Genomic DNA, 25,594 nt, shown 5'->3' with positions numbered 1-25,594 from the left:
GCCCGTTCCCGTTACTCGGCGACGATGTCGGCGACGGAGGCGCGGATGTTCTCCTCGTCGAACACGCGCTTCCAGTCCGGGCGGAACAGGATGTCGCGCGCCTGCTCGATGGCCTTGATCGCTCCGTCCGAGAACGGCGAGCCGATCTGGTCGAACAGGATCGCCAGCTCCACCCGCAGGTGCCCGAGGATGAACGCGAACGCGGCGTCGGCGGGCACGCCGCGCGCGATCGCCTCGTCGGTGGCCTCGCGGATGATCGTGACGCAGGTGGCCGCGGTCGTCTCGGCGAGCACGGGCTCGAGCAGCACCATGTTGTCGACGGTGATGCGGTACGCGTCGCGCACGGGGGCGAACATCGCGCGCACGACGGGCTCGGCGCGGTCGTAGTCGGCGTCGGTGCCGCTGATCACCGCGATCACCACGTCCTGCTTGGCGGCCACGCCGCCGAAGTAGTCCTGCTGCGCCGCCGTCTCGACCTCGTCGCTGAACACCGGCGGGTGGCAGGGGTGGCAGGCGACGGCGCTGATGTCTTCGCGCAGCGCGATCTCACCGGCGTACGGGGCCGCGGCGTCGAGGACGACGAGGGTGGCCCCTGCCTTCATCTGCGGCACGATCTCCTTCGAGACGCGTCCGATGCGGTTGTCGGGAACCGTGAGGATCACGACGTCGGCCCCCGGGACGGCGTCGGCGACCTCGGCCGCCTCGATGCCGAGGGTCGCGAGGCGCTCGCGCCCCGCCTCGCCGGGCTCGACGTGGGCGACGTCGTAGTCGGTCTCCTGCAGGTTCGCGCTGGTGCGGAAGCCCATCTTGCCGCCGGCGCCGATGATCGCGATCGAGGTCATTGTCGTTCCTTACTGGTTGGGTGTGGGGGTGGGAGAAGCGGCGCCGTCGAGCGAGGCGACCGTGGTGAAGTAGTCGGGGCGACCGACCTGTCCGCCCTTGAGGGCGATCTCGAGTCCGTCGACCGCGGGGTCGTCGGCGGTGGCGCGGCACAGGGGCGCGCCGGGCGCCACCTCGGCGATCATCTGCAGCGCGCGGATGCCGAGGGCCCGCGCCACGAGTCCGGAGGTGTCGCCGCCGGCCACGACCACGCGCCGCACGCTCTGCTCCGCGACGATGCGGCGGGTGGCCGCGCCGAGGGCGAGACCGAGGCGATGCGAGTCGACGGGGCGTCCGTCGCGCGGCGGGGTGTGCAGCAGCACGTCCTGCCCGCTGTCGAGCGCGCGGCGGGCGGCGGCGACGAGAACGTCGACGCCCTCGTCGCCCGCGGTGAGGGCGACCGGATCGACCGGCACGCCGAGGAACCCGCGCCTGAGGGCGTCGGCGACCTGGGCGTCGCTGGCCGGGGCGCGACTCCCGCTGACCGCCAGGGTCTGCGCACGGTCCCCGTGCCGGGGCCGGAAGGTCGGGCCGGGGCCGCCGCCGCGCCGCGCGGCCCAGAACGCGGCGAGCGCGTACTCGACCCCGCTCGATCCGACGGCGACGACCGTGCGGTCCGCCGCCTGTACCAGGCCGTCGAGCGCCCGACCGATCTGCACGAGATCGCTCACGTCGAGCACGTCGAACAGCACGGCGTCGGCGCCCTGCGCCGCTGCATCCGTCATCCGGGCGTCCACCGCGTCTGCACCCGCGGCGAGCGCGAGGCGGTCGACGAGCGCGACCGAGGCGTCGGTCTGGTGAGCGAGATGCGCGATGAGGTCGGCCTCGTGCATGGGCGTGATCGGATGCCGGGTCATCGTGGGGTGCCGGTCGAGGCGATGGGTCACCCCGTCGACGGTCGCGAAGAGGTTCCCGAACACCTGGTAGCGGCGCAGCGCGGGTGCCCCGACGACCATCGGCACGAGGCCCGCATCGAAGGTGCGCCGGGCGATGTCGAGCCCGCGGCCGATGCTGCCGATGGTCGGCGACGAGTCGAACGTCGAGCAGATCTTGTAGTGGAAGAGCGGCGCACCGGTGGCGCGCAGCGAGGCGAGGATCGGCGGCAGCTCGGCATCCATCTGCGCGGGCGTCATGGTGCGGGCGATCCCGGCGACCCCGACGGCCTGCACGCCGGGGAAGCGTGCGAGGTCGTCGGCGGTCGGCGGTTCGAGGAACAGCACGGTGTCGACGCCCGCGGTGGTGAGCGCCTCCATCACGTCGGTGGAGCCGGTGAAGTCGTCGCCGTAGAACGAGAGCAGGGGCGTCGTCATCGCACGGGCTCCCCGGCGCCGGGTGCCGGCGTGCGCGCGGGGTCGGGGTCGGCATCCGCTTCCTGCCGTCCACTCGTGATCACCGTGCGGCGCAGCTTCTCGAGCCGACCGGTGCGGATGCTGTCGATGAGCACCGCGAGCAGGATGATCCCGGCCTGCACCATCTGCGTGAGGTACAGGTCGACCCGCACGAACCCGAGGCCGGTGTTCACCAGCTGGATGAGCAGCGTGCCGACCACGGTGCCGGGGAACACCGAGCCGCGTCCGCCGAACAGGCTCGTGCCCCCGAGCACCGCGGCAGCAATGGCGTCGAATTCGATGCCCTTGCCGGCGGCGGGGGTGACGGTTCCGGAGAACTGCTGGATGACGGCGACGAAGCTCGCGAGTCCCACCAGCGCGCCGGAGATGACGTAGACGGTGAACTGGATGCGTCCGACCTTCACGCCCGCGCGCGCCGCCGCCTGCTTGTCCTCGCCCGTCGCCAGCAGCTGCCGGCCGAAGGGCGTGCGCGTGACCGTGACGTGGGCGAGCAGCACCACGAGCGCGAACACGACGATGGGAAGCGGGATGCCGAGCACCGACTGGGCCCCGAGCGCGGTGATCGCGTCGGGGTAGTTGACCTCGCGCGAGTCGGAGACGCCGTAGCCCAGTCCGCGGAACGCGGTGAGCATGGCGAGCGTGACGATGAACGGGATGATCTTCAGCACCGAGACCGCGAACCCGTTGAACGCCCCGAACAGGGCGCCGACGAGCACGGCGAGCAGCGGCACCACGAAGATCGGCATGGCGATCGTGTGCACGATCTGACCGACGACGACCGCCGTCAGGTACAGCAGCGAGCCGACGGCGAGGTCGATGCCCGCGGTCATCAGCACCAGGGTCATGCCGACGGCGAGGATGCCGACGTACGCGGATTGCCGCAGGATGAGGGTGATGGTGTCGCCCGACAGGAAGCGCGGGTCCACGGCGGCGAACGCCAGGAACACGACGACCAGCAGGATGACCGGCACGTTCTGCAGTGCGAGGTCCTTGATGCGCGACATGTCAGACGCCTCCCTGGATCTGGATGGATGCCGCCTCGCCCGCGGCGACCTCGTCCGGTCGCTCGCCGAACGCGGCGCCGAGGATGATGCGGGCGTCGAACTGCGCCCGGGGGAATTCGGCGACGATGCGCCCGAGGCGCATGACGACGATGCGGTCGGCGATGCCGAGCAGCTCCGGCAGCTCCGACGAGATGACGAGGATGCCGGTGCCCGCGTCGGCGCGCTCCAGCGCCGTGCGGTAGACCTCGTACTGGGCGCCGACGTCGACGCCGCGCGTCGGCTCGTCGAGGATGAGCAGGTCGGGTTCCGTGAGCAGCCACTTCGCCAGCACGACCTTCTGCTGATTCCCGCCCGAGAGCGCTTGCACGGGCGAGCGGGTGAGGTCGGCCGACTTGAGGCGCAGAGCATCCGTCACCGCCTGCACGCGCGAGCGGAGGGCGCGGCGGCGCAGGGGCGCCAGCACTCCCCCGCTCCATCGGGCGAGCGAGGGCAGCGCCGCATTGGTGACGACGGGGAACTCCATCAGCAGCCCCTCGCCCCGGCGGTCCTCGGTGACGAAGGCCAGGCCGGCCGCGATGCGGGCGCGCGGCGACAGCCGCGTCACGTCGGTGCCGGCCACCTCGATGCGTCCGCTGTCGGCGGTGTCGAGTCCGGCGATCACGCGCGCCAGCTCGGTGCGTCCCGCCCCCATCAGACCGAACACGCCGACGACCTCGCCGCGTTCGACGGTGAGCGATGCATCGTCGACCAGGCCGGTCGCCGAGACGTCGTCGAGCCGAAGAGCGGGCGGGGCGCCGGGGTCCACCGGCGTGTGACCCGCGCGCTCCGGGTAGAGGCTGTCGAGGGGACGCCCGACCATGAGCGTGATGAGCTCGCGCACCGGCAGATCGGCCTCCGCCCGCACGTCGATCAGTGCGCCGTCGCGCATCACCGCGATGCGGTCGGAGAGCCGCTTCACGTCGTCGAGGATGTGCGAGACGTAGATGAAGGAGGTGCCCTGGGCGGTGAGCCGCTCGATGAGCCCGAACAGCAGCTGCGTCTCGCGGCTGGTGAGAGATGTCGTCGGCTCGTCGAGGATGATGAGGCCGGGACCGCCGAGGGTGCCCTTGACGATCTCGAGCATCTGCCGGTGGCCGGGGCTCAGCTGCTCGACGATCGTCGACGGCGAGAACGGCAGCTCGAGCTGGGCGAGGGCGTCGGCCGTGGCGCGACGCGCCTTCCGTCGATCGGTGAACACGCCCCAGCGCCGCGGGTAGGCGGTCAGGAAGACGTTGTCCATGACCGAGAGCTGCGAGAACAGGTTCAGCTCCTGGTGCACGTGGGCGATCCCGCGGGCCCGCGCCTCGCCGGTCGACTTCGGCGCGTAAGGCTCGCCGTCGACGAGCATCCGCCCCTCGTCGGGCACGAGCACGCCGCCGACGATGTTCATCAGCGTCGACTTGCCGGCGCCGTTCTCGCCGACGAGCCCGAGCACCTCGCCGGGTTCGACGCGCAGCGAGATGTCGCGGTTCACGGGCATGCCGAAGAAGCTGTGCGAGATGCCGTGCAGCTCCAGGCGGGGAGACGAGGTCATCGTCGGCCTCCGATCAGACGGTTGCGCCCCACGTCGAGCAGGGCGGCGGCCACGATGACGAGGCCCTTCACGACCCAGACCACGTGGAACGGCAGGTTCATGAGGTTGAGGCTGTTGCTGAGGATCACGAAGAACAGCGCCCCGAGGAAGGCGCCGAGCACGCTGCCCTTGCCGCCGAACAGCGAGATGCCGCCGATGATCGCGGCGCCGATGACGTCGAGCAGCATGTCGTCGCCGAGCGTCGGGCGACCGGCGCCCAGGCGCGAGGAGTAGAGCACGCTGCCCAGGGCCGCCAGGCCGGCGCTGATGACGTACGCCGACACGACCATGCGGGTGTGCGGCACGCCGGAGACGATCGCCGTGCGGCGGTTCGTGCCCGCGGCGTACAGCCAGGCGCCGTAGGTGGTGCGCGAGAGAACGTAGTGCGCGCCGATCGCGACGACGACGGCGATCACCATCGACAGCGTGAGGAACGACGACAGGCCCCCGCCCTGCGTGCTGCCGATCGCCACGTACTCCTCGGGGAGCCCGGTGACGTTCTCGCTGCGGGTCATCCAGATCGCCACCGCGCCGAACAGCAGCATCGTGCCGAGGGTCACCATGAACGGCGGCATCTTCAGCACTGCGACCGCCCAGCCGTTCAGCAGACCGATGAGGCATCCGGCCGCGACCGTGAGGGCGATGGCGAGCACGACGCCGCCGAGACCCGCATCCGAGAGCACTCCCCCGTCCTCGCCGATCACGCTGCCCCAGAAGACGGTGTCGGAGAAGAGCGTCGGGGTGAACGCCTGCGCGATGAACAGGGCGCCGAAGGTGTTCGCGACGCTGATGACGGCGGTCTGCGAGAGGTCGATGCCGCCGAGGATGAGCACGAACGACTGGCCGATGACGATGATCGCGAGCGGCCACAGGTTCGAGAGCACGTTCACGGCGTTGCGTTCGCTGAGCAGACCGTTGGCGAACGGCGAGACGGCGACGACGTAGACGACGATCAGGGCGAGGACGAAGCCCTCACCGGCGAGGAAGCGGCGCAGCCCGTCGCCACGGCGGGCGCCTTCGGGTGCCGCGACGGGTGGGGCGGTCTTCTGAGTGGTGGACACGTGGTTCCTCCGACGGGTGACGGGCAGGGGCGGGGTGCGGCGCGCCGTGGGCGCGCCGCACCGGGGGCGATCAGGAGTTCGGGGGCGTGATGACGCAGCCCCAGGTGTCCTTCTCCTTCTCGCCGACGTTGTCCTGGGTGAGGGCGAAGCCGGGGTCGAGCAGCAGCTCGTCGGGGTCGGTCTCGCCCTCGTCGATCGCCCCGGCGAGAGCGGTGAGCAGCTGCTCGGCCTCGGTGAAGAGGTCCTGCACGCCGGTCGCGTCGACGAAGCCGTCCTTGAGCAGCGTGCACGCGCGGTTGTCGCCGTCGATGCCGCCCATGATCACGTGGCCCTCCTCACCGGAGGCCTTCCACAGGCCCATCGGCTCGAGCACGGAACGGATCTGCGGGTACAGGAAGTCCGACGAGGTGAAGAGCAGGTCGATCTCGGGATTCGCCTGCATGGCCGCCTCGAGGTTCGCCTGGCCGGTCGCGGCATCCCAGTTGGTCTGCACCTCGATCGGCTCCTCGAACAGGTCGGGGTGCGCGTCGACGACGTCGTAGAAGCCGTTGCGGCGCTCGAGCGCGTTCTGGTCGCTGAGGTTGCCGACCATGATCACCGAGCGGATCTTGCGGTCGAGGCCCAGCGCCTCGGCCTGCGTGACCATGTGCTCCATGGTGGCGGACGAGACGCCGCGGTTGTCGGCGACGGCCACGATGGCCGCTCCGTCCTCGGATGCCGGCGGGCGGTTGAACACGCCGATCGGGATGTCGGCCTTGTTCGCCTCGGCGATGATCGTGTCGGCGCTCGACCCGTCCTCGGGGATGATGATGATGCCGTCGACACCCTGGGTGATGCAGTCGTTCATCTGCTCGAGCTGCTTGTTGGGGTCTTCGTTCGAGTTGTGCTCGATCACGCGGGCATCCGCGGCCTCGAGCGAGTCGGAGATGGCGGCGATGCCGGCCGCCCAGAACTCGGTCTCGCTGCCCGAGAACCCGAAGCAGATCGTCTTGCCCTCCAGCGAGACGCCCACGTCGATCGCGGCGTTCTCGGACGATGCGGCATCTCCGCCTCCGCCGCCACCGGTGGTGGCGCAGCCGGACAGTGCCAGTGCGGTGAACGCTGCGACGGCGATGCCCGCAGCGAGGGTGCGTGTGCGCGACACGAGGCCTCCTTGACTCGTCAGAGACGCACTTGGTCTCTGGTATGCCACACTATAGCCAGGCCGCATGCCGACACACAACACGGTCGGCGAGACCCGCCACCTGCGATGATGGAGGCGCGCATCCGCGGATACACAGGAGGACCGATGGAGTTCACTCAGTTGCAGCGCGAGCCGTCGCTGGCGTCTCGGGTGACCGAGAGCATGCTCGCGACGATCGCCTCCGGGCGCTTCTCCCCCGGCGACTGGCTGCCGTCGGAGCGCGAGCTTTCCGATCAGTTCGGCGTCTCGCGCACGGTGATCCGCGAGGCCGTGCGGGGCCTGGAGGCCAAGGGCGTGGTCGAGGTGCGGTCGGGGCGCGGAGCCCGCGTCGCGCACGTCAGCTCGTCGCGCGTGTCGGAGAGCCTGCAGCTGTACCTGAGCGGCGCGCAGTCGCAGCAGCTGCTCGGACCGGCCGAGATCAGCGAGGTGCGTGGCACGCTCGAGCTGCGGCTCGTCGAGCTCGCGTGCGAGAAGGCGAGCGACGCCGACCTCGACGAGATCCAGGCGAGCCTCGACGCGATGGCCGATGCCGCGACCGCGGTCGAGGCCGCCGCTGACGACGCCGAGTTCCACCGCCGCATCGCGCTCGCCACCCACAACGCCCTGTACGTCGCACTGCTCGAATCGTTGAACGCGGTGATGATGCCCATCCGTGAGCACAGCCTCGAACTCGACGGACGCCGCGAGCGCACCCTCGCGCAGCACGGTGCCGTGCTCGAAGCCCTCCGCGCCCGCGACCCGCGCCGCGCCCGCGAGGCGATGGGCGGTCACCTCGACGACTCGCGCCAGTACTACGAACCCGTCGACGGAACGGATGCCTCATGACCGCACTGCAGGGACGCACCGCACTCGTGACCGGCGCCGCCTCGGGCATCGGCCGAGCCACGGCCCAGCGCTTCGTGCGCGAAGGCGCGACGGTGTTCTTCGCCGACCGCGACCTGGCCGGCGCGCGCGAGGCCGCCGCGGAGGTCGACGGCGCGGCGCACGCCCTCGGCGTCGACATCTCCGACGAGGCGTCTGTCGCTGCCGCGTTCGCCGAGGCCGGGCCACTCGACGTGGTGGTCGCCAATGCCGGCGTGCAGCTGATCGGATCGGATGCCCGGGTCGGCGACCTCGACCTCGACGTGTGGCGCCGCACGCAGGACGTGAACGTGACGGGCACGTTCCTGACGCTGAAGTACGCCGTGCGCGCCATGACTCCCGACGGCGGGTCGATCATCGTGACCGGCAGCCCCACCGCGCTCAACGGCGAGGGCGCCGGTTTCGCGGCCTACAGTGCCTCGAAGGCCGGCGTGCACGGCCTCGCGCGCACCGCCGCGGCCGACTATGCCGATGCGGGCATACGCGTGAACGTGGTCGTTCCCGGCCACATCCTCACGCCGCTCGTGTCGGGCATCGTCGAAGACGAGGCGGCCCGCACGGCCATCCTCTCCCGCATCCCGATGCGTCGTGCCGGTTCGGTCGCCGACGTCGAGGGCATCATGGTCTACCTCGCCGGCGACGAGTCGCGCTACGCGACCGGCTCGGTGTTCGTCGTCGACGGCGGCATGACGACGCTCTGACGCTGCTCCACCCTCTGCAGACCGCGCTCACTCGGTCCGTTCGCGGATCACCGGCAACCAGGTACGTAACTCGCTGCCGAGCGTACGAGTCATTCCCCGTCCGAAAACGCACAACGACTGCTCCCAGGGATGCCCGAACGTCCCCTCCGACAGATCGGCAGACGCGTAGATGTAGTAGTCACCGTCCGGAACGACGGTCGGATGAGTCCACCATCCATCGGAGCGTTGATCGGACGGGACGGTCTGCGCAGGCCTGACACGGAACCCCGGATGCTGCCAATCGAGGACGAGCAGCTCGACGTCCGTGCCCAGGACAGCGAGGAACGCGCGCCTGGCACTGTCCTCTACCGCCTCGATCGCCGCATCCGACCGGTCCGGGTGTTCCGCATCCCACACCGGGCCGAGCCCGAAGGTGATCGACGGTGAGGGCTCTCGAATGGCTCGCTCGGGCCGCCCACCCGTGGCTACGAAATCGAAGCGGTCGTAGAACCGGTCCCAAGCGTCGCGATTCTCTTCCTCGGAAAGTCGATTCCAGACGCCGATCATCGCGGCAGCATATCCGTGGTCGGGCTTCTCTGCTGAACCGCCTCACTGCAACGCGGTGCGCCCCGTGCCGACGGCGCGCAGCTCGACGCCGTCGGGGACGAACGGGGCGATGAGGGGCGGATGCCAGGTGGCCGACAGGGTCACCCGGGCGGAGACCCCGTCGGGTGCTTCCGCGGAGACGAGCCGCGCGTCACCGGGGAGCGCAGCCAGGATCAGCGCCGCCTGCTCGCGCACGCCATCATCCGTCACGACCGCCCTCACCCCATCCGCCGTCGGTTCGAGGGTGTACCCGTCGGCAGCCGCGGCAGCGGCGGAGGCGGCGAGCGCATCGAGACGTTTCTGGGCGAGGTGCAGGTCGGTGGCGCAGACGCAGACGAGCACCACGGCGAGCGCGAGCAGCACGTACCCGAGCGTCAGCACGAGCACGCTGCCCTCGTCGCCTGGCCGGTGTACGCGTGCACCGCCCCACTGGTGGCCTCGCGGCCCGCAACCGGTCATCCCGCTCCCTTCGCGCCGATCCTCTGCACCGATGACGCCTCGACGGGGATGGCCGTCGCCCTGTCGAGTCCGAGCACGGGCGGAACGAAAGGCAGCCGTGCGGTGGCGTGCACCGTCACGGTGACGATCGCCCCGGGTTCCGGGCAGTCACCCGCTGCGGGAGCGCAATCGATCGATATCGCGAGCGATTCCGGGTCGAGCCCGTACTCGGCCACCACGTTCGCCAGCACGGGTTCGGCGATCTCCCGAGCGGACTCCGGGCCGTCCGCGAGCGCGATCGCTCGCGCGGTGTGCCGGGCGGCGGCCTCCACCCCGAAGGACTGCGTCTGCAGCGCACCCAGCACGATCACGAGGTAGGCGAGCGGTACGAGCAGGATGACCCCCACCGTGATGAACTCCAGCGCGGCCGACCCCGTGTCATCCGTCACCCAGGCTCTCGCTCGGCGCATGCGCGGTCACCTCCAGCACACCCGCGACCCCGATGAGCCCGACGACCGGGAGGGAGGTGCGCACCCGCACATCGATCCGCTCCGCGTCGCCGACATCGGCCACTCCGATGGCGATGTCCTCGGCGTAGGCCGCGCCGATCGCACGGGTGATGACCTCTCGCGTGCGGTCGACGCCCGCATCGAGGTCGGTGTCGGCGAGAGCCGCGTGGTAGGCCCCCTCCACCGCCGCGTCGTGCACCACGTTCCGCACGTACACGGCGAGCGCGAGCTGCAGCACGGCGAGGGTCAGCAGCGTGAGGAGCGATCCGACGAGCACGAACTCGACCGGACTCGACCCCTCGTCACCGAGTCTGTGAGACCGTGGGATCACAGCCCCGAGACCCGCTGGATGGCCTGCTCGAACAACGACGTCAGGGCGGGACCGGCAACGGCCCAGATGATGACCACGAGTCCCGCGGTCATGAGGGTCACGAGCACCCAGCCGGGCACGTCCCCTCGCTCGTCGGCGCGCAGGTCGCGGGCCCAGGCACGGGTGGCGGACCAGGATCGTCGAATCGTCGTCATGGATTTCCTTCTCTGCGGGAGCTCAGCCGATGCCGAGTCTCAGGATGAACAGACCGGGGAAGATTGCGAAGAGCACGGACAGCGGCAGGATGAGGAACACCAGCGGCAGCAGCATGAGGATTTCCTTGCGGCCCGCCTGCTCGATGAGCAGGCGCTTCGCTTCCTCTCGCGCATCGCCGGCCTGGGCCTGGAGCACGGCGGCCAGGGGCGCCCCGCGCTCCAACGCCGCCACGATCTGATCGACGGCCCGCGACAGCGCGGGCAACTGCAGCCGCGACGCCATCTCGGTCAACGCCTCGACGAGCGGCGACCCGGTTCCCGCGGCGATCACCGCGCGGCGCAGCTCGGCGGTGAGCTCGCCCGATCCGATGGCGGCGACGCGTCGGAGCGCGTCGGGGAAGCCCTCCCCCGCCGAGAGGCAGAGCGCGAGGAACTCGAGCGTCGTGGGCAGTTCGTCGGCGAGGCGCGAACGACGCGCACGAACCCGAGCCGTGAGCTGCATGTCGCACGCGACAGCCGCGCCGAGCGCCGTCAGCGCGGGGAGCACCACGACCGGCGGCGACATGCGCCCGGTCAGCGCCAGCACGATGACCACGCAGGCGCCCGCGATCAGGCCACCGACGAGCCACGCGAGCTGTCGGGAGCGGAACACCGTCGCGGACGTGTCGAGTCCGGCCTGCGCCAACCTGCGTCCGAGCATCACGCTCCCGCCCAGCATCCGATCCGCGAGAGCGATGACCTGCTCACGCAGCGGCCGCCCGCTCGGGAGGAGCCCGAGGATGGGTCGCACCCCACCGGGGAGCGCAGCGTCCGGCACCACGTCGCGCACGTATGGCGCGATGCGCACGGCGAGCGGCGCCGCGCGCCACGCGGGCAGCAGGGAGAGGAGGCACAGGATGCCGGCGGCGAACGCACCTCCGGCGAGCAGAGCCGTCGCGAGCGCCGTACCCCCGCTCATCCGAACCACCGCCGCGGCTCGGGTAGACGGCCGATGCGCGTCATGATGCGGAAGGCGGTGACCGACACGGCCGCTCCGATCACGATCACGAGCACGCCCTCCGGGGTGCCGTAGGCCTCCGCCCCTTCCGGCCGGAGGACCAGCAGCCCCAGGATGACCCACGGGGCGACCGCCCCGAGGACGGCGGCACCGCGGATCCACGACTGCCGCGCCTCGACCTCGCCGCGGACGGCGGCGTCGGCGCGGACCGACGCACCGAGCGCCCGCAGCACGGCCGTCAGTTCGGTGCCTCCGACCTGCCGCGCCATCCGCAGCGTCTCGATGATGCGGTCGGCGATCGGATCCGCGAGCGACTCCTTGAGCCTGTCGAGCGCCTCGTCGAACCGACCGGTCGCGACGAGGTCGCGCGAGAACACCTCGAAGGCCGGGCGGAGCACCACCGGCGCGGACTGTTCGAGCGCCGCCACGGCATCGGGGAGCGACAGTCCCACCCGCAGCGAGGCGATCAGCAGATCGCAGACGTCGGGCCAGAGCTGACGGCGCATGCGCCGCAGCCGCGATCGACGCCCACGGAGCACAGCGATCGGCGCTGTCGCCGCCGCCATCCCCGCCAGGACCGCGAGCACGGTCAGTCCCGAGAGCAGCCAGGCCAGCGCTGCGGCGGTCGCGCCCGCCGCCGCCATCACGGTCAGCAGCGCCCGAGGTGTGACCGCCGCCGCTCCGGCCTCGCGGAGCAGTCGCGCCATGCGCCCGGCGGGCCGCTCGGATTCGACCTTCGGGCGTCGAGGCCACAGCCACGGCGACACGCACAGGAGCAGTCCGGCCGCGAGCAGGGCGCCCAGCAGCAGCCTCATAGGCCGGCCCCGGCGAACAGCGTCTCGGTCACGAGGCGGTCATCGCGAACCTCGCCCGTCGGAGCGATCACCTCGGCCACTCGTCGCGCACCGCTCGGCTCCCGCACGCAGTGCACGACGAGGTCGACAGCCGTGGCCAGGACGGGCAGAAGAAACGACCGATCGATGTTGCGTCCGGCGAGGAGCGGGAGCAGGCCGAGCTTCTCGAGAGCGTCGGCCGCCGAGTTGGCGTGCACAGTCCCGGCGCCGGGCACCCCGGTGTTCAGGGCGAGCACCAGGTCGAGCGCCTCCGCGTCGCGCACCTCGCCGACGACCAGACGCTCCGGTCGCATACGCAACGCCTCCTTGACGAGTCGCCGCAGGGTGATCTCACCCGTTCCCTCCAGGCCCGCCTGGCGCCCCTGCAGCGCGACGATATCGGGACCGTCGACCGCGAGCTCGAATGTCTCCTCCACCGTCACGATGCGCTGCACATTCGCGCACGCGCCCAGCAAGGCACCGAGCATCGTCGTCTTGCCCGCATGCGTCGCCCCCGACACGATCACCGTGCGCCCGTCTCTCATCGCGGCCCGCAGCATTCCCGCCACGTCGGCGGGGAGCGCGCCCTGCGCGACCAGCTCGTCGAGCGTACGGTGGCCGGGGAGGAACTTGCGGATGTTCACCGCCCACCCCCCGCGCACCACGTCGGCGATCGCGACGTGCAGCCGGGAACCGTCGGGCAGCGACGCGTCGACGAATGGCTGACCGATGTCGACCCGACGCCCCGTCGCCTGCAGCATCCGCTCGACCAGGTCGCGGATCGCCGGGCCTTCGAGACGCAGGTCGATGCGCTCCCCCACCCCGCCTCGGGCGACGTGCACTCGACCGTCGCCGTTGATCCAGATCTCCTCGATGCCCCGGTCGTCGAGAAGGGGTTGCAGCACGCCGTAGCCGTGGACGACCGAGAGCACCTCACGCACCGACCGCGCCTCGTCGTCGATCAGCGCGCCCCCGCGGGCGAGCGCGAGATCGTTGTGCCGCCGCACCTCTTCCTCCGCCGCCCGCTGCGCCGCGTCGGGGTCGGTACGCGGATCGGTGCCGTCACGGCGCAGACGCATCCGAACGCGGTCGGCCACGGTGAAGGAAGGGGAATGCACGCGAGGAATCCTCGCAAGAATCGCGCTCCGGCCTCGGGAGTTATCCACAGCGCGTGCGGATCGCCCTCGAAACGGCTCCGCGCACGCTCTTCACGCGGCGGATTCCCGGTGAGAAGCGACGCCGGCTCGGTAGACTGGGCGCGCGCGGGAGTGGTGGAATTGGCAGACACGCAGGATTTAGGTTCCTGTGCCCCAGGGCGTGTGGGTTCAAGTCCCACCTTCCGCACCGATCGGCCGCTGTCCGCGGTCGTCTGCACGACCGCCGCACCGCAACACTCGACGGGACACCCATGCATCACGCCGCACTCCTCCCCTGGCTCGACCCCGCCACGATCATCGGCGCCGCGGGCCCGTGGGCGCTCCTGGTGGTGTGCTTCATCGTGTTCGCCGAGACCGGCCTGCTCGTCGGCTTCCTGCTGCCGGGCGACACCCTGCTCGTCATCGCCGGCCTGCTGTCGCACCCGATCGCCGGGTCCGAGCACGGCGTGTTCGGCATCAACGTCTGGTTCGTCGCACTGCTGATCGGCCTGTCGGCGTTCGTCGGCGGCGAGGTCGGCTACGTGATCGGACACAAGGGCGGGCCCGCCGTATTCGAACGCAAGGAATCCGGCCTGTTCAGCCGCAAGAACGTCGAGCGCACGAATGCATTCTTCGAGCGCTTCGGCGGCATCACGGTCATCCTCGCCCGCTTCGTGCCGATCGTGCGCACGTTCGCCCCCGTCGCCGCGGGCGTCGGTCACATGCCGTGGCGCAAGTACACGCTGTACAACCTCATCGGCGCCGTGCTGTGGGGCTTCGGCCTCACGATGTTCGGCTACGCGATCGGGTTCATCCCGCCCGTGGCCGACTTCGTCGAGCGCTACATCGATCTCATCCTGCTCGCCGCCGTCGGCGGCACGGCCCTCGTCACGCTGTGGCACTACCTCCGCGAGCGCTACAAGGCCAAGAAGGAGGCCGCGGTCGGCGACGGCGAGACCGATGCCGAGGAGGCGCGCGAGCTCACGCTCGACCGCGAGGTCTTCGACCGCGCCCCCGACCTCGACGGCGACGGAAAGCACTGACGCTCCCCGTCGGGAGCACGACAGACGGGCGGATGCCGGGGCAGAGGCCCACGGCATCCGCCCGTCGTCGTCAGCTGGCCTTCTTCTTCGGCGCGGACTTCTTCGCGGCGGCCTTCGACCCGGACGAGGCGGAACCGGACTTCGCACCCGACTTCGCATCGGATCCCGACTTGGAGGAAGACCCGGACTTCGACGCGGACCCGGACTTCGACGCGGACCCCGACCCCTCGCCGGCCCCGCTCTTCGCCGCGGCCCGCTGCTCCTTGGTCTTCGCGACGCTCGCGCGCAGCGCCTCCATGAGGTCGATGACCTCGCCGCTCTTCTCGCCCTCGGCATCGTCGAACGTGTCGGAGACGTCGAATCCCTCGCCCGCCTCGATCTTCGCGTCAATGAGCGTGCGCAGCTCTTTCTGGTACTCGTCGACGAACTCGTCGGGGTCGAAGTCGCTCGAGTAGCTCTCGACGAGCGCCTCCGACAGCTCCAGTTCCTTCTGCGAGATGCGCACGTCCTCGTGCAGCGCCGGGAAGTCGACCTCGCGCACCTCGTCGGCCCACAGCAGCGTCTGCAGCACGAGCACGTCGCCGCGCACGCGCAGGGCGGCGAGACGGGTCTTCTGCCGCAGCGTGAAGCGCACGATCGCGGTGCGGTCGCTCTGCTCCAGCGTCTTGCGCAGCAGCACGTAGGCCTTGGGCGACTTCGAGTCGGGCTCCAGGTAGTAGGGCTTGTCGAGCGTGAGCAGGTCGACCTGCTCGGTCGGCACGAACTCGACCACGTCGATCTCACGGCTCTTCTCCGACGGCAGCGCGGCGAGGTCGTCTTTGGTGAGCACCACCGTGTGTCCGTCGTCGACGTACGCGCGGTCGATGTCGGAGTACGCGACGGTCTCGCCGCAGATCTCGCACGTGCGCTGGTAGCGGATGCGCCCGCCGTCCTTGTCGTGCACCTGGTGCAGCGGCACGTCGTGGTCCTCCGTGGCGGAGTACACCTTCACGGGAACGTTCACGAGGCCGAAGGTCAGCGCGCCCTTCCAGATGGTTCTCATGACCTCAGTGAACACCAGCCGCCCGAGCCGCGGCCAGTCCCTTGACTACGCTGGCCGTATGGTCGCAGACGGTCAGATCGTGCAGGTGGAGGGCCGTCGGCTGCGCGTGACCAACCTCGACAAGGTCGTGTACCCCGAGACGGGCACCACGAAGGGCGAGATCATCGCCTACTACTCGGCCATCGCCCCGCAGCTGCTGCCCCAGCTCGCCGGACGTCCGGTGACCCGCAAGCGCTGGGTCGACGGCGTCGGCACGGCGGATGCTCCCGCCGAGGCGTTCTTCACGAAGCAGCTCGAGCCCGGCGCCCCCGAGTGGATCCCCCGGCAGGCGATCGAGCACTCCGACGGACCCAAGCAGTACCCGCTGGTCGACGACGTGCCGACGCTCGTGTGGCTGGCGCAGGTCGCCGCGATCGAGCTGCACGTACCGCAGTGGCGCTTCACGACCGACGGGCTGCCGGGCAACCCGGACCGTCTCGTGCTCGACCTCGACCCGGGCCCCGGCGTCGAACTGGAGCAGTGCGCCATGATCGCCCGGCTCGCGCGCGGCATCCTCACCGGTATGGGCCTCGACCCGATGCCGGTCACCAGCGGCAGCAAGGGCATCCACCTCTACGCCGCCCTCCCCGGGGCGCAGACGAGCGCCGAGATCTCGGCGGTGGTCAAACAGATCGCGCGGATGATCGAGAACGAGCATCCCGACCTCGCGACCGCCACCATGTCGAAAGCCGTGCGCGGCGGCCGGGTGTTCCTCGATTGGAGCCAGAACAACGGCAAGAAGACCACCATCTCGCCGTACTCGCTGCGCGGGCGCGCGCATCCCTGGGTGGCCGCGCCCCGCACGTGGGACGAGCTCGACGACCCCGATCTGCGCCAGCTCGACTTCGAGGAGGTATTGGCGCGCGCCGCCGCCGGCATCGACCCGATGGCGACGGTGACGCCCGCACAGGATGACGCCCAGCCGGCGGCGCACGCGTCGGAGCAGGCACCCCCGCCCACCGATGACCCTCCCGCGGCTGCCGCGCCCTCGACGCGGGTGGAGGATGCACCCACCGCCACCCCGCGCTCCCGCACCCGCGAGCGCATCCGCGCCGCCGCCACCGCCCGCCCCGACCCGCATGCCACGCTTCCGAGCATCGAGCCGATGCTCGCCGAGAACGGCACGCCCGCGCTGGCCCGGCGGCTCGGCGCCCCTCCGTGGGTCGAGGTGAAGTGGGACGGCATCCGCGCCCTCGGCACCTGGGCCGAGGGACGAATGCGCCTGCACGCCCGCCGCGGCACCGACATCACCGGCCGATACCCCGAGCTCACCGCCGACGGCGCGCCCTTCCTGCCCGCCGCGGACGCCGTGGTCGACGGCGAGATCGTCGCGTTCGACCGGCAGGGGCGCCCGAGCTTCGCGCTGCTGCAGAACCGCATGCACCTGACCCGGCCGCGCGAGATCGAACGCGAGGTCGTGCGCACCCCCATCGTGTACCTGATCTTCGACCTGCTACGCCTCGACGGCCACGACCTCACCGGCCTGCCCTTGCGCGACCGCCGCGCCCTGCTCGACGAGCTCGTGCACGACCTCGACGCACCCGTTCAGGTGCCGCCGGTGTTCGACGACCTCGACGCCGCCCTCGCGGCGAGCGCACAGTTCGGTCTCGAGGGCGTCATGGTGAAGGACGCGTCGTCGCGCTACCGCCCCGGTGTGCGTTCACCGGCCTGGCTGAAGCTCAAGCACACCCGCACGCAGGAGGCGGTGATCGTCGGCATCCGTCCGGGCAAGGGCGACCGCGAGCGGACGCTCGGGTCGCTCCTGCTCGCGGTGCGCGACGAACCCGGCGGAGACCTGCAGTACATCGGTCGCGTCGGGTCGGGATTCACCGACCGCATCCTCGCCGACCTGCTCGCCCGCCTCGAACCCCTGCGCATCGACCGCGCTCCCCTCGCGGGCGTGCCGGGCCCCGACGCCTCCGACGCGCTGTGGGTGTCTCCCGACCTCGTCGGCGAGGTCGAGTTCGCGAACTGGACGCCCGACGGCGTGCTGCGCCACGCGCGCTGGCGCGGTCTGCGCCCCGAAAAGAGTCCCGCCGACGTCGTGCGGGAGAGCTGACACGCGCGACGCGAGAAGAGCAGATGCTCAGACGTGCCGCGGGTCGCAGTGCGCCTGCTCCGCCGGCTCGATCTGGAAGGTCGAATGATCGACGTCGAAGTGGTCGGCAAGGCAGCCGCGCAGCTCGGCCAGCAGCGCCGCGCTCCCCCCGCCCGCCAGAAGGGCCGGCTCGACGGCCACGTGGGCGCTGAACACCGGCGCGCCACGCGTGAGCTGCCACACGTGCACGTCGTGCACCCCGACGACGCCGGGGAGGCCGAGGAGGTGCGCGCGGATGTCGGCGACCGCGGTGCCCTGCGGCGCCGACTCCGACAGCACCGAGAACACCTCCCGCAACAGCGCGATCGCGCGCGGCACGATCATGACGGCGATGAACAGCGAGGCGAGGGCATCGGCCGGCATCCATCCCGTCGTCACGATCACGACGGCGGCGACGATGACGGCGGCCGACCCGATGAGGTCGCCCATCACCTCGAGGTAGGCGCCGCGCACGTTGATGCTCGTGCGCTGAGCACGGCTGAGCAGCCACATCGAGACCGCGTTCGCGAGCAGGCCGACGCCCGCGACGACGAGCATGAGACCGCCCGCCACCTCGACCTCCTGCGGATCGAGCAGACGCCCGACGGCCTCGATCCCCACCCAGCCCGCGAGCAGCAGCAGGATGATCGCGTTGATCAGCGCTCCGAACACCTCGGCGCGCTGGTATCCGAAGGTACGGCGGTCGTCGGCGGGGCGTGCCGCCACCGCCGCCGCGATGAGCGCGATCACGAGCGCCGAGGCGTCGGTGAACATGTGCGCCGCGTCTGCGAGAAGCGCCAGAGAGCCCGTGAGCACGGCTCCGACCACCTGCACGAGCATGATCGTCGCCGTGAGGCACAGCGAGATCGTCAGCAGGCGGCGATGGCCTGCCGAACGGATGCCGCCGGCAGCGGGCGCGTGATCGTGCATGCTTCCAGGCTAGGACGCCCGCACCCCGTCGAAGGGCGATTCCGCCTAGTCGGGAAGGGTAACGAGAACCAGTCTCAGAGGTCGGCGAGCAGCGGGGCGAGCTGTTCGAAGGCGCGGGCCCGATGCGACTGCGTCTGCTTCTCGTCGTCGGTGAACTCGCCGACGGTCCGCTCGGCACCCGCCGGCTGTCCGTCCGGCACGAAGATCGGGTCGTAGCCGAACCCGCCCCCGCCGGATGCCGCGTGCGCGAGACGCCCGGGCCAGATGCCGGTCACGACCTGTTCGCCGCCCTCGGGCGTGACGAGGGCGATCGTCGAGGTGAAGTGGGCCGCGCGATGCGGGTCGGCGATGTCGCGCAGCTGATCGAGCAGGAGATCGAGGTTGGCGGCGGCATCCTTCTTCTGCCCCGCCCAGTAGGCCGAGAAGACGCCCGGCGACCCGCCGAGCACGTCGACGCAGATCCCCGAGTCGTCGGCCAGGGCAGGCAGGCCGGTGTGCGCCGAGGCGGCCCGCGCCTTGAGGAGCGCGTTGTCGGCGAAGGTCACGCCGTCTTCGACCGGCTCGGGCCCGTCGTACGCGACGACCTCGAGATCGGGCCGCACGCGCGCCACGATCTGCTGGAACTCCGCCACCTTGTGCGGGTTGTGCGTGGCGAGCACGACCTGCACGGTCACTCCCCCGCCAGAGCCGTGCGCTGGTGCTGCGTCAGCGTCGCGCATCCGTCGACGCCGAGGCCCAAAAGCGCGTCGAGCTCGCTCTTGTCGAACGGCGCACCCTCGGCGGTGCCCTGCACCTCGACGAACAGCCCCCGCCCCGTGACGACGACGTTCATGTCGGTCTCGGCGCGCACGTCCTCGACGTACGCGAGGTCGAGCATCGGCTCGCCGTCGATGATGCCGACCGACACCGCGGCGACCGAATCGATCAGCGGCGTCGAGTTGCGGGCGATGAACTTCTTCTCGCGGCCCCACTCGATCGCATCCGCGAGCGCCACGTATGCGCCGGTGATCGCGGCCGTGCGGGTGCCGCCGTCGGCCTGCAGCACGTCGCAGTCGATGACGATGGTGTTCTCGCCGAGCGCCTTGGTGTCGACCACCGCACGCAGGGCGCGGCCGATGAGACGGGAGATCTCGTGCGTGCGACCGCCGATGCGGCCCTTCACGCTCTCGCGGTCGTTGCGGCTGTTCGTGGCGCGCGGCAGCATCGAGTACTCCGCGGTCACCCAGCCCTTGCCCTTGCCGGTGAGCCACCGCGGAACACCGTTCGTGAAGGATGCCGTGCACAGCACCTTGGTGCCGCCGAAGCTGATCAGCGCCGAGCCCTCGGCGTGCGCGCTCCACCCCCGCTCGATCGTGATCTCGCGGAGCTGGTCGGTGGCGCGGCCGTCGGCGCGGACGATGTCGGACATGGTGTTCCTTCGGTCGATGGGCTACTGCGGGTCGGGAAGAGAGGGAGGAAGCGTGATGACGCCGGTCTGCACGAGCTGCACATCGCGCACCTCGCGCCCCATGAGACGGTTCGCGAGAGCGGTGAAGTCGGCCGCCGAGTCGCCGGTCGCCTCGTAGACGTAGCTCGCGTTCGCGTCGGGCGACGCGAGGAGGTCGCCGCGCACGAGCTGGCGGTAGACGTCGCCGGCGGTCTCGTCGTCGCTCGACACGAGGGTGACGCCCTCACCCATCACGTAGCTGATCGCTCCGCGCAGGAACGGGTAGTGCGTGCAGCCGAGCACGAGCGTGTCGACCCCGGCATCGCGCAGCGGGGCCAGGTACTCCTCGGCCACGGCGAGCACCTCGGGAGTGCCGGTGATGCCCGCCTCGACGAACTCGACGAACCGCGGGCACGCCGCGGTGAAGACCTGCAGGCGCTCGTTCACCTCGAGCATGTCCTGATAGGCGCGCGAACCGATCGTGCCGATCGTGCCGATCACGCCGATACGGCCGTTGCGCGTGGTCGATACGGCACGGCGCACCGCCGGGCCGATGACCTCGACGACCGGGACGTCATAGCGCTCGCGCGCATCGCGCAGCATGGCCGAGGATGCCGTGTTGCAGGCGATCACGAGCATCTTCACGCCCTGATCGACGAGGGTGTCGAGCACCTCGAGCGCGTAGCGGCGCACGTCGGCGATGGGCTTCGGCCCGTACGGGGAATGCGCCGTGTCACCGATGTAGACGAACGACTCACGGGGCAGCTGGGCGCGAATGGCCCGCGCCACCGTGAGCCCGCCGACACCGGAGTCGAAGATACCGATGGGCGCGTCGTTCATGACTCCCCAGCCTACTCGGGCCGAGACGACCACGGTGGTTCCGGCTCACTAAGCTGAGGCGCATGACCTCGTCGACGGCGCTGCTCACCGACCGCTACGAACTCACGATGCTCGCCGCCTCGTTGCGCGACGGCACGGCCGCACGCCCGAGCGTGTTCGAGCTGTTCTCGCGTCGCCTCTCGGGCGGCCGGAGGTTCGGCGTGGTGGCGGGCACCGGCCGGCTGCTCAGCCTCATCCGCGACTTCCGATTCGGCGACGACGAACTGCGCTTCCTGCGCGACAACGACGTGGTCGACGCCGACTCGCTGCGCTACCTCGAGGGCTACCGCTTCACCGGCACGATCCGCGGGTACCGCGAGGGCGAGCTGTACTTCCCCGGATCGCCGATCCTGACGGTCGAGGGCAGCTTCGCCGACGCCGTGGTGCTCGAGACTCTCGCCCTCAGCGTGCTCAACCACGACTCGGCGGTGGCGACCGCCGCCTCGCGCATGAGCATCGCGGCGGGAGAGCGCCCGCTCGCCGAGATGGGCTCGCGTCGGGCCGCCGACCGCTCGGCCGTCGCCGCCGCCCGCGCCGCCTACATCGCCGGGTTCCGTTCGACGAGCAATCTCGAGGCCGGCCGCACCTGGGGCATCCCCACGATGGGCACCGCGGCCCACTCCTGGACCCTGCTGCACGACAGCGAGGAGGAGGCCTTCCGCTCGCAGGTCGACAGCCTCGGGACCGGCACGACGCTGCTCGTCGACACCTACGACATCCGCACGGGGGTCGAGACCGCCATCCGGGTCGCGGGCACCGAGCTGGGCGGTGTGCGCATCGACTCGGGCGACCTGCCCATCGTCGCCGCCGAGGTGCGCGAGCAGCTGGATGCTCTCGGCGCCACGTCGACCCGGATCACCGTGACCAGCGACCTCGACGAGTACGCCATCGCCGCCCTCGCCGCCTCCCCCGTCGACGCGTACGGCGTGGGCACGTCGGTCGTCACCGGTTCCGGCTACCCCACCGCCAGCATGGTCTACAAGCTCGTGGCGCGACAGGATGCCGCCGGCGCCTGGATCGGCGTCGCCAAGGCGTCGGCCGACAAGGCGTCGCACGGCGGTCGCAAGGCGGCCTTCCGCACCATCGACGACGGAGTCGCGAGCAGCGAGCGCATCCTCGTCGCCGACGGCTTCGAGCGACTCGATGCTCCGGGGCCGGATGCCGAGGGCCGCGCCCTGCAGGTCACCCTGATCGACAACGGCGACATCGACACCGCGCACGAGGGACCCGAGGGCACCGCATCCGCGCGGGCGCACCACGCCCGGGTCCGCGAGGAGCTGCCGGTACGGGCGCTCGCGCTCAGCAAGTCCGACCCGGCGATCCCCACCGTCTACGTCGAGGTGGCGTGACCCGCACTCAGCGCGTCATCGACTCGTAGATCTCCTTGCACGTGGGGCAGATGGGGAACTTCTCGGGGTCGCGACCCGGAGTCCACTTCTTGCCGCACAGCGCACGCACCGGCTTGCCGGTGATCGCCGACTCGAGGATCTTGTCCTTCTTGACGTAGTGCGAGAAACGCTCGTGGTCGCCCGGTTCGATGTTCTCTTCTTTGAGAAGCTCTTCGAGTTCGCGATCAAGCGTTGCCACGCCGCCCTGATCGGGGCTGTCCAGGGGAGTGCTCATCCCGAGAGTCTAATCGTGCAGAACGACGGCGGGGGTCGGGCTCACGCCGACTCGGCGAACTACGCCGTCTCGACGAATTCCATGAGGCGCGTGCCGCTGCGCTCGAACACGAGACCGCCGATGACCGCGCCGAGGGCGAGGGCGACGATTCCGGTCGCCATGCCGGTCCAGAAGGTGGTCATGGCCAGTGCGGACCCCTCCGAGAGCGTCGATGCGAACAACCAGAGCGTCGGCGTGCTCACGGCGATAGCCGCGAGGAACGCGATCGCAGGTCCGTAGGCGCTCCGCGCACTGGCGCGCTGCGGCTGCTGGAACGGACTGTCGCCGGGGCGCGACACCGGATACGGCGCCACGACCGACATCACGCTCGACACGCCCAGCGCACTGAAGAGCAGGCTGGCGGCGACGCCGGTGAAGGGCAGGAGCAGCGACCAGTCGCCCGTGACGAGCAGCGTGACCGGCACGGCGACGGCGAGCACGGGCACCGACACGAGGAGCACGGGCAGCAGTCGTCCCAGGCGGTCGGGCAGTCCGCGCACTCCGCTCGCCACATGGGTCCACAGGGCGGTCGAGTCGTAGGCGACGTCGTTGTGCGGCAGCCAGCCGAAGAACAGCGCCATGACGGGCACGGGCACGAGGGCCGCGATCTCGAGCGGCACTCCGGCGACGAGGAGCGGCAGCACCGTGAGCACACCCGCGACGGGCACGACAATGATGTTGACGATGTAGCGGCGGTCGCGCAGCCAGTAGACCAGGCTGCGGGCGGCGATCGCGCCGAACGCCGACGACGGCAGGAGCGAGAACCACCCGAGCCCCGTGCGTTCGCGCGATGTCACCGGGCGAGCCGTCGTGGTCAGCAGACGACGTACGAGCCAGGCCCAGACCGCGAGCAGCACGGCGAGCGTCAGCACCGCGACGACGGCGCTGAGCCACGCAGCGCCCGGGTCGTCGAGCAGCGCGCCGGGGGCGGCGCCGAGGGGGCTCGATGCGACCGCACCGGTGAGCGAGATGAGGCCCTGCGGGACACGCCCGTCCCACCGGAACGACGCGAGGAAGACCGCGACGGGGAAAGCGACCACGAGCAGGGCGAGCACGAAGAGGGCCGTGAGTTCGCGCGGCCGCCGCTCGGGCAGCAGCACGGCGTTCAGCGCCATGCCGATCCGGGCGACGAGCACGGTGGTGAGCAGGCCGACGAGGGCCATGACGATCGCGAACAGAGGAGGTGTGCCGAGGCGGATCGCCACGATGCATGCCGTGATGTGCACGGCGAGGAGGGCGAGGCTGGGCACGCTGACCAGCGCGGCGACGGCGAGCACCCACGGCATCCGCCGTTCGTCGACCCCGAAGACCGCGAAGCGACGCGGGTCGAGCTGATCGGTCGCCCCGACGAGGATCGGGCCGACGAGGAACCCCAGGGTGATCGCCGCACCGCCGAGCACCGTCACCGTGCGGGCGACGGCCAGCGGCGCGTCGGCGAGAGAGAGCAGCGAGGCGCACACCACGGCGGCCAGGGCGACGACGAAAACGAAGCCCGCGATCGAGCGGATCCGGCGTTCGCCGCGCAGCGATCCGAGGACCAGCGCGAGCCTCAGTCGGAGAACGTGTGCAACCACTCGAGACCCTCCACCTCGCCGATACCGCCGGACAGCTCGACGAATCGCGCCTCCAGCGTCTGACCGGCACGCACCTCGTCGACGGTGCCCTCGGCGAGCACCTCTCCCCCGACGATGATCGCCACCCGCGAGCAGACCCGCTCGACGAGATCCATTCCATGGCTGGAGAGGATCACGGTGCCGCCATGGGCCACGTAGGCGCGCAGGATGTCGAGGATCACGGCGGACGACACGGGATCGACGGACTCGAACGGTTCGTCGAGCACGAGCACCCGCGGCGAATGGATCATCGCACCCGCGAGCATGACCTTCTTCGTCATGCCGGCCGAGTAGTCGGAGACGACGCGGCCGAGCGCATCACCGAGGTCGAAGGCGCGCGCGAGATCGGCGACGCGCTTCTCGATCACGTCCGAGGCGAGACCGCGCAGCAGACCGTAGTAGTGGAGCAGCTGGCGACCGGTGAGGCGGTCGAACGTGCGCAGTCGATCGGGCAGCACGCCCATCACACGCTTGGCCGCGAGGGGGTCGGCGGCCTGGTCGATGCCGCAGATCGTGACCGACCCGGCGTCAGCGCGCAGCAGCCCGGCCACGATCGAGAGGGTGGTCGTCTTACCCGCGCCGTTGGGGCCGACAATGCCGTAGAAGGTGCCGGCCGGCACCGAGAGGCTGATGCCGTCGACGGCGTGGTTGTCGCCGAAGTGCTTGACGAGACCGCGGATGCTGATGGCCTCGCCGCTGCCCTCTGCCGACGGCTCGGAGGCCGCGGGAACTTCGGGTTCGTCCGGCTCGGCGGGCGCGGACGCGACCGCGCTCGTCGAGGCGTCGTCCGAGCTCGTCTCTGCGAGGGGGGCCGCGTCGGCAGCTTCTGCACCGGGGGCGGCGGTGGGCTCGAGGGCCGGCTCGGCTGCGGACGGTGCGATCTCGGCCGGGTCGGCGCTCGCCCCGTGAGCGACGCGGGCTGCCTCGACGACGGTCGTGTCCTCCGTCTCATCGTCGGCGGGTTCCGAGGCGGCGGCGGCGTCGGCGACGGCGTTCGCTGCGGTGTCCGGGGCAACGGCGGTCTCATCGCCCGTGGTCGCGGCGACAGGCGCGTCTGCGACCGGAGCCTCGACCTCCGGAGCATCCGCAGCGGGACTCTCCACTGCGGGGGTCTCCACTGCGGGGGTCTCCACTGCGGGGGTCTCCACAGCCGCAGCCTCGGTCACGGGCGCCTCGGTCACCGGAGACTTCTCTACCGGAGACTCCGCTG

General features: G+C 70.9%; 27 protein-coding genes and 1 tRNA gene. 6 read left to right on the top strand and 22 right to left on the bottom strand.

From position 1 onward, the window contains the following. Nucleotides 1–11 precede the first annotated feature (11 nt). The 6 genes from AC3A3J_RS07755 to AC3A3J_RS07730 all read right to left on the bottom strand — a co-directional run bounded on the left by AC3A3J_RS07755 (nucleotide 12) and on the right by AC3A3J_RS07730 (nucleotide 7,049). A complete protein-coding gene (locus AC3A3J_RS07755; protein WP_487671723.1) occupies nucleotides 12–842 on the bottom strand; it encodes a phosphogluconate dehydrogenase C-terminal domain-containing protein in 831 nt (276 codons plus the stop codon). 9 nt (nucleotides 843–851) lie between these two features. Next, nucleotides 852–2,189, bottom strand: a complete 1,338-nt coding sequence (locus AC3A3J_RS07750; RefSeq protein ID WP_487671722.1) for a four-carbon acid sugar kinase family protein — start codon at nucleotides 2,187–2,189, stop codon at nucleotides 852–854. Next, nucleotides 2,186–3,232, bottom strand: coding sequence for an ABC transporter permease (locus tag AC3A3J_RS07745; RefSeq protein ID WP_487671721.1), 1,047 nt, complete (start codon nucleotides 3,230–3,232; stop codon nucleotides 2,186–2,188). Before AC3A3J_RS07745 ends, AC3A3J_RS07750 begins: the two co-directional genes overlap by 4 nt. 1 nt (nucleotide 3,233) lies before the next feature. Further along, on the bottom strand, nucleotides 3,234–4,805 hold the full coding sequence (locus tag AC3A3J_RS07740) for a sugar ABC transporter ATP-binding protein (protein WP_487671720.1): 1,572 nt from the start codon (nucleotides 4,803–4,805) through the stop codon (nucleotides 3,234–3,236). Further along, on the bottom strand, nucleotides 4,802–5,905 hold the full coding sequence (locus AC3A3J_RS07735; protein ID WP_487671719.1) for an ABC transporter permease: 1,104 nt from the start codon (nucleotides 5,903–5,905) through the stop codon (nucleotides 4,802–4,804). The genes AC3A3J_RS07740 and AC3A3J_RS07735 overlap by 4 nt, the downstream gene beginning before the upstream one ends. 70 nt (nucleotides 5,906–5,975) lie before the next feature. Further along, a complete protein-coding gene (locus tag AC3A3J_RS07730; protein WP_487671718.1) occupies nucleotides 5,976–7,049 on the bottom strand; it encodes a sugar ABC transporter substrate-binding protein in 1,074 nt (357 codons plus the stop codon). A 144-nt stretch (nucleotides 7,050–7,193) separates the two neighbouring features. Between AC3A3J_RS07730 and AC3A3J_RS07725 the strand changes: the two genes are divergently transcribed. Beyond that, complete coding sequence (locus AC3A3J_RS07725) at nucleotides 7,194–7,913, top strand: FadR/GntR family transcriptional regulator (protein ID WP_487671717.1); 720 nt, start codon at nucleotides 7,194–7,196, stop codon at nucleotides 7,911–7,913. Further along, the gene (locus AC3A3J_RS07720) at nucleotides 7,910–8,650 is read left to right on the top strand and encodes an SDR family NAD(P)-dependent oxidoreductase (protein ID WP_487671716.1); all 741 of its coding nucleotides are present in this window, start codon (nucleotides 7,910–7,912) and stop codon (nucleotides 8,648–8,650) included. Before AC3A3J_RS07725 ends, AC3A3J_RS07720 begins: the two co-directional genes overlap by 4 nt. A gap of 27 nt (nucleotides 8,651–8,677) precedes the next feature. On the opposite strand, the gene AC3A3J_RS07715 is transcribed toward AC3A3J_RS07720, so the two are convergent. The 8 genes from AC3A3J_RS07715 to AC3A3J_RS07680 all read right to left on the bottom strand — a co-directional run bounded on the left by AC3A3J_RS07715 (nucleotide 8,678) and on the right by AC3A3J_RS07680 (nucleotide 13,655). Further along, nucleotides 8,678–9,196 carry a DUF2716 domain-containing protein gene (locus AC3A3J_RS07715; RefSeq protein ID WP_487671715.1) on the bottom strand — a complete coding sequence of 173 codons (519 nt, stop codon included), beginning with the start codon at nucleotides 9,194–9,196 and terminating at the stop codon, nucleotides 8,678–8,680. Nucleotides 9,197–9,238: 42 nt separating this feature from the next. Next, complete coding sequence (locus AC3A3J_RS07710; RefSeq protein ID WP_487671714.1) at nucleotides 9,239–9,622, bottom strand: hypothetical protein; 384 nt, start codon at nucleotides 9,620–9,622, stop codon at nucleotides 9,239–9,241. Nucleotides 9,623–9,690: 68 nt separating this feature from the next. Further along, nucleotides 9,691–10,122: a TadE family protein gene (locus AC3A3J_RS07705; RefSeq protein WP_487671713.1), complete on the bottom strand. Its 432-nt coding sequence runs from the start codon at nucleotides 10,120–10,122 to the stop codon at nucleotides 9,691–9,693. Further along, nucleotides 10,112–10,459 carry a TadE/TadG family type IV pilus assembly protein gene (locus AC3A3J_RS07700; protein ID WP_487671712.1) on the bottom strand — a complete coding sequence of 116 codons (348 nt, stop codon included), beginning with the start codon at nucleotides 10,457–10,459 and terminating at the stop codon, nucleotides 10,112–10,114. Before AC3A3J_RS07700 ends, AC3A3J_RS07705 begins: the two co-directional genes overlap by 11 nt. A 50-nt stretch (nucleotides 10,460–10,509) precedes the next feature. Beyond that, a complete protein-coding gene (locus tag AC3A3J_RS07695) occupies nucleotides 10,510–10,707 on the bottom strand; it encodes a hypothetical protein (RefSeq protein ID WP_487671711.1) in 198 nt (65 codons plus the stop codon). A 22-nt stretch (nucleotides 10,708–10,729) separates the two neighbouring features. Next, entirely contained in the window at nucleotides 10,730–11,665 is a 936-nt protein-coding gene (locus AC3A3J_RS07690; RefSeq protein WP_487671710.1) for a type II secretion system F family protein, read from the bottom strand. After that, a complete protein-coding gene (locus AC3A3J_RS07685; RefSeq protein ID WP_487671709.1) occupies nucleotides 11,662–12,519 on the bottom strand; it encodes a type II secretion system F family protein in 858 nt (285 codons plus the stop codon). The genes AC3A3J_RS07690 and AC3A3J_RS07685 overlap by 4 nt, the downstream gene beginning before the upstream one ends. Next, the gene (locus AC3A3J_RS07680; protein WP_487671708.1) at nucleotides 12,516–13,655 is read right to left on the bottom strand and encodes a TadA family conjugal transfer-associated ATPase; all 1,140 of its coding nucleotides are present in this window, start codon (nucleotides 13,653–13,655) and stop codon (nucleotides 12,516–12,518) included. Before AC3A3J_RS07680 ends, AC3A3J_RS07685 begins: the two co-directional genes overlap by 4 nt. 144 nt (nucleotides 13,656–13,799) lie before the next feature. Between AC3A3J_RS07680 and AC3A3J_RS07675 the strand changes: the two genes are divergently transcribed. Then, nucleotides 13,800–13,881 (top strand) — tRNA-Leu (locus AC3A3J_RS07675). A gap of 64 nt (nucleotides 13,882–13,945) precedes the next feature. Further along, nucleotides 13,946–14,716, top strand: a complete 771-nt coding sequence (locus AC3A3J_RS07670) for a DedA family protein (RefSeq protein ID WP_487671707.1) — start codon at nucleotides 13,946–13,948, stop codon at nucleotides 14,714–14,716. Between the two features lie 70 nt (nucleotides 14,717–14,786). Here the strand turns inward: AC3A3J_RS07670 and ku are convergent, their stop codons facing one another. Beyond that, a complete protein-coding gene (gene ku / locus AC3A3J_RS07665; protein WP_487671706.1) occupies nucleotides 14,787–15,758 on the bottom strand; it encodes a non-homologous end joining protein Ku in 972 nt (323 codons plus the stop codon). Between the two features lie 58 nt (nucleotides 15,759–15,816). Here ku and ligD point away from each other — a divergent pair, with 58 nt between their 5' ends. Continuing rightward, nucleotides 15,817–17,856, top strand: coding sequence for a non-homologous end-joining DNA ligase (gene ligD / locus AC3A3J_RS07660; protein WP_487671705.1), 2,040 nt, complete (start codon nucleotides 15,817–15,819; stop codon nucleotides 17,854–17,856). A 27-nt stretch (nucleotides 17,857–17,883) separates the two neighbouring features. On the opposite strand, the gene AC3A3J_RS07655 is transcribed toward ligD, so the two are convergent. The 4 genes from AC3A3J_RS07655 to murI all read right to left on the bottom strand — a co-directional run bounded on the left by AC3A3J_RS07655 (nucleotide 17,884) and on the right by murI (nucleotide 21,070). Beyond that, nucleotides 17,884–18,804 (bottom strand): cation diffusion facilitator family transporter, encoded by a 921-nt coding sequence (locus tag AC3A3J_RS07655; RefSeq protein WP_487671704.1) that lies wholly within the window; start codon nucleotides 18,802–18,804, stop codon nucleotides 17,884–17,886. 74 nt (nucleotides 18,805–18,878) lie between these two features. Then, nucleotides 18,879–19,523 (bottom strand): RdgB/HAM1 family non-canonical purine NTP pyrophosphatase, encoded by a 645-nt coding sequence (gene rdgB / locus AC3A3J_RS07650; RefSeq protein WP_487671703.1) that lies wholly within the window; start codon nucleotides 19,521–19,523, stop codon nucleotides 18,879–18,881. Continuing rightward, nucleotides 19,475–20,212 (bottom strand): ribonuclease PH, encoded by a 738-nt coding sequence (rph, locus tag AC3A3J_RS07645; RefSeq protein WP_487671702.1) that lies wholly within the window; start codon nucleotides 20,210–20,212, stop codon nucleotides 19,475–19,477. The genes rdgB and rph overlap by 49 nt, the downstream gene beginning before the upstream one ends. Nucleotides 20,213–20,233: 21 nt before the next feature. Next, nucleotides 20,234–21,070 carry a glutamate racemase gene (gene murI / locus AC3A3J_RS07640; protein ID WP_487671701.1) on the bottom strand — a complete coding sequence of 279 codons (837 nt, stop codon included), beginning with the start codon at nucleotides 21,068–21,070 and terminating at the stop codon, nucleotides 20,234–20,236. Between the two features lie 62 nt (nucleotides 21,071–21,132). Here murI and AC3A3J_RS07635 point away from each other — a divergent pair, with 62 nt between their 5' ends. Next, a complete protein-coding gene (locus AC3A3J_RS07635) occupies nucleotides 21,133–22,458 on the top strand; it encodes a nicotinate phosphoribosyltransferase (RefSeq protein ID WP_487671700.1) in 1,326 nt (441 codons plus the stop codon). Nucleotides 22,459–22,465: 7 nt separating this feature from the next. Here the strand turns inward: AC3A3J_RS07635 and AC3A3J_RS07630 are convergent, their stop codons facing one another. Genes AC3A3J_RS07630 through AC3A3J_RS07620 form a run of 3 tightly spaced genes read right to left on the bottom strand, consistent with a single transcriptional unit; the run spans nucleotide 22,466 to nucleotide 25,565 of the window. After that, nucleotides 22,466–22,732, bottom strand: a complete 267-nt coding sequence (locus AC3A3J_RS07630) for a DUF3039 domain-containing protein (protein WP_314650794.1) — start codon at nucleotides 22,730–22,732, stop codon at nucleotides 22,466–22,468. A gap of 59 nt (nucleotides 22,733–22,791) precedes the next feature. After that, nucleotides 22,792–24,345, bottom strand: coding sequence for a hypothetical protein (locus AC3A3J_RS07625; RefSeq protein ID WP_487671699.1), 1,554 nt, complete (start codon nucleotides 24,343–24,345; stop codon nucleotides 22,792–22,794). Then, nucleotides 24,321–25,565 (bottom strand): ABC transporter ATP-binding protein, encoded by a 1,245-nt coding sequence (locus AC3A3J_RS07620; protein WP_487671698.1) that lies wholly within the window; start codon nucleotides 25,563–25,565, stop codon nucleotides 24,321–24,323. Before AC3A3J_RS07620 ends, AC3A3J_RS07625 begins: the two co-directional genes overlap by 25 nt. Between the last annotated feature and the right edge of the window lie 29 nt (nucleotides 25,566–25,594).

It is taken from the genome of Microbacterium sp. Soil_N32 (assembly GCF_057655505.1).
The sequence above is the reverse complement of the archived record's forward strand: the minus strand, read 5'-3'. Positions and strand labels throughout refer to the sequence as shown.

Bases quoted from the DNA above. Each gene is read 5' to 3' on its own strand.
- AC3A3J_RS07745 (WP_487671721.1), bottom strand. From the start codon at position 3,232: ATGTCGCGCATCAAGGACCTCGCACTGCAGAACGTGCCGGTCATCCTG.
- AC3A3J_RS07740 (WP_487671720.1), bottom strand. From the start codon at position 4,805: ATGACCTCGTCTCCCCGCCTGGAGCTGCACGGCATCTCGCACAGCTTC.
- AC3A3J_RS07655 (WP_487671704.1), bottom strand. From the start codon at position 18,804: ATGCACGATCACGCGCCCGCTGCCGGCGGCATCCGTTCGGCAGGCCAT.
- ligD (WP_487671705.1), top strand. From the start codon at position 15,817: ATGGTCGCAGACGGTCAGATCGTGCAGGTGGAGGGCCGTCGGCTGCGC.
- AC3A3J_RS07725 (WP_487671717.1), top strand. From the start codon at position 7,194: ATGGAGTTCACTCAGTTGCAGCGCGAGCCGTCGCTGGCGTCTCGGGTG.
- AC3A3J_RS07715 (WP_487671715.1), bottom strand. From the start codon at position 9,196: ATGATCGGCGTCTGGAATCGACTTTCCGAGGAAGAGAATCGCGACGCT.
- AC3A3J_RS07630 (WP_314650794.1), bottom strand. From the start codon at position 22,732: ATGAGCACTCCCCTGGACAGCCCCGATCAGGGCGGCGTGGCAACGCTT.
- AC3A3J_RS07670 (WP_487671707.1), top strand. From the start codon at position 13,946: ATGCATCACGCCGCACTCCTCCCCTGGCTCGACCCCGCCACGATCATC.
- AC3A3J_RS07635 (WP_487671700.1), top strand. From the start codon at position 21,133: ATGACCTCGTCGACGGCGCTGCTCACCGACCGCTACGAACTCACGATG.
- rdgB (WP_487671703.1), bottom strand. From the start codon at position 19,523: ATGCGCGACGCTGACGCAGCACCAGCGCACGGCTCTGGCGGGGGAGTG.
- rph (WP_487671702.1), bottom strand. From the start codon at position 20,212: ATGTCCGACATCGTCCGCGCCGACGGCCGCGCCACCGACCAGCTCCGC.
- AC3A3J_RS07755 (WP_487671723.1), bottom strand. From the start codon at position 842: ATGACCTCGATCGCGATCATCGGCGCCGGCGGCAAGATGGGCTTCCGC.
- AC3A3J_RS07720 (WP_487671716.1), top strand. From the start codon at position 7,910: ATGACCGCACTGCAGGGACGCACCGCACTCGTGACCGGCGCCGCCTCG.
- murI (WP_487671701.1), bottom strand. From the start codon at position 21,070: ATGAACGACGCGCCCATCGGTATCTTCGACTCCGGTGTCGGCGGGCTC.
- ku (WP_487671706.1), bottom strand. From the start codon at position 15,758: ATGAGAACCATCTGGAAGGGCGCGCTGACCTTCGGCCTCGTGAACGTT.
- AC3A3J_RS07750 (WP_487671722.1), bottom strand. From the start codon at position 2,189: ATGACGACGCCCCTGCTCTCGTTCTACGGCGACGACTTCACCGGCTCC.
- AC3A3J_RS07685 (WP_487671709.1), bottom strand. From the start codon at position 12,519: ATGAGGCTGCTGCTGGGCGCCCTGCTCGCGGCCGGACTGCTCCTGTGC.
- AC3A3J_RS07695 (WP_487671711.1), bottom strand. From the start codon at position 10,707: ATGACGACGATTCGACGATCCTGGTCCGCCACCCGTGCCTGGGCCCGC.
- AC3A3J_RS07690 (WP_487671710.1), bottom strand. From the start codon at position 11,665: ATGAGCGGGGGTACGGCGCTCGCGACGGCTCTGCTCGCCGGAGGTGCG.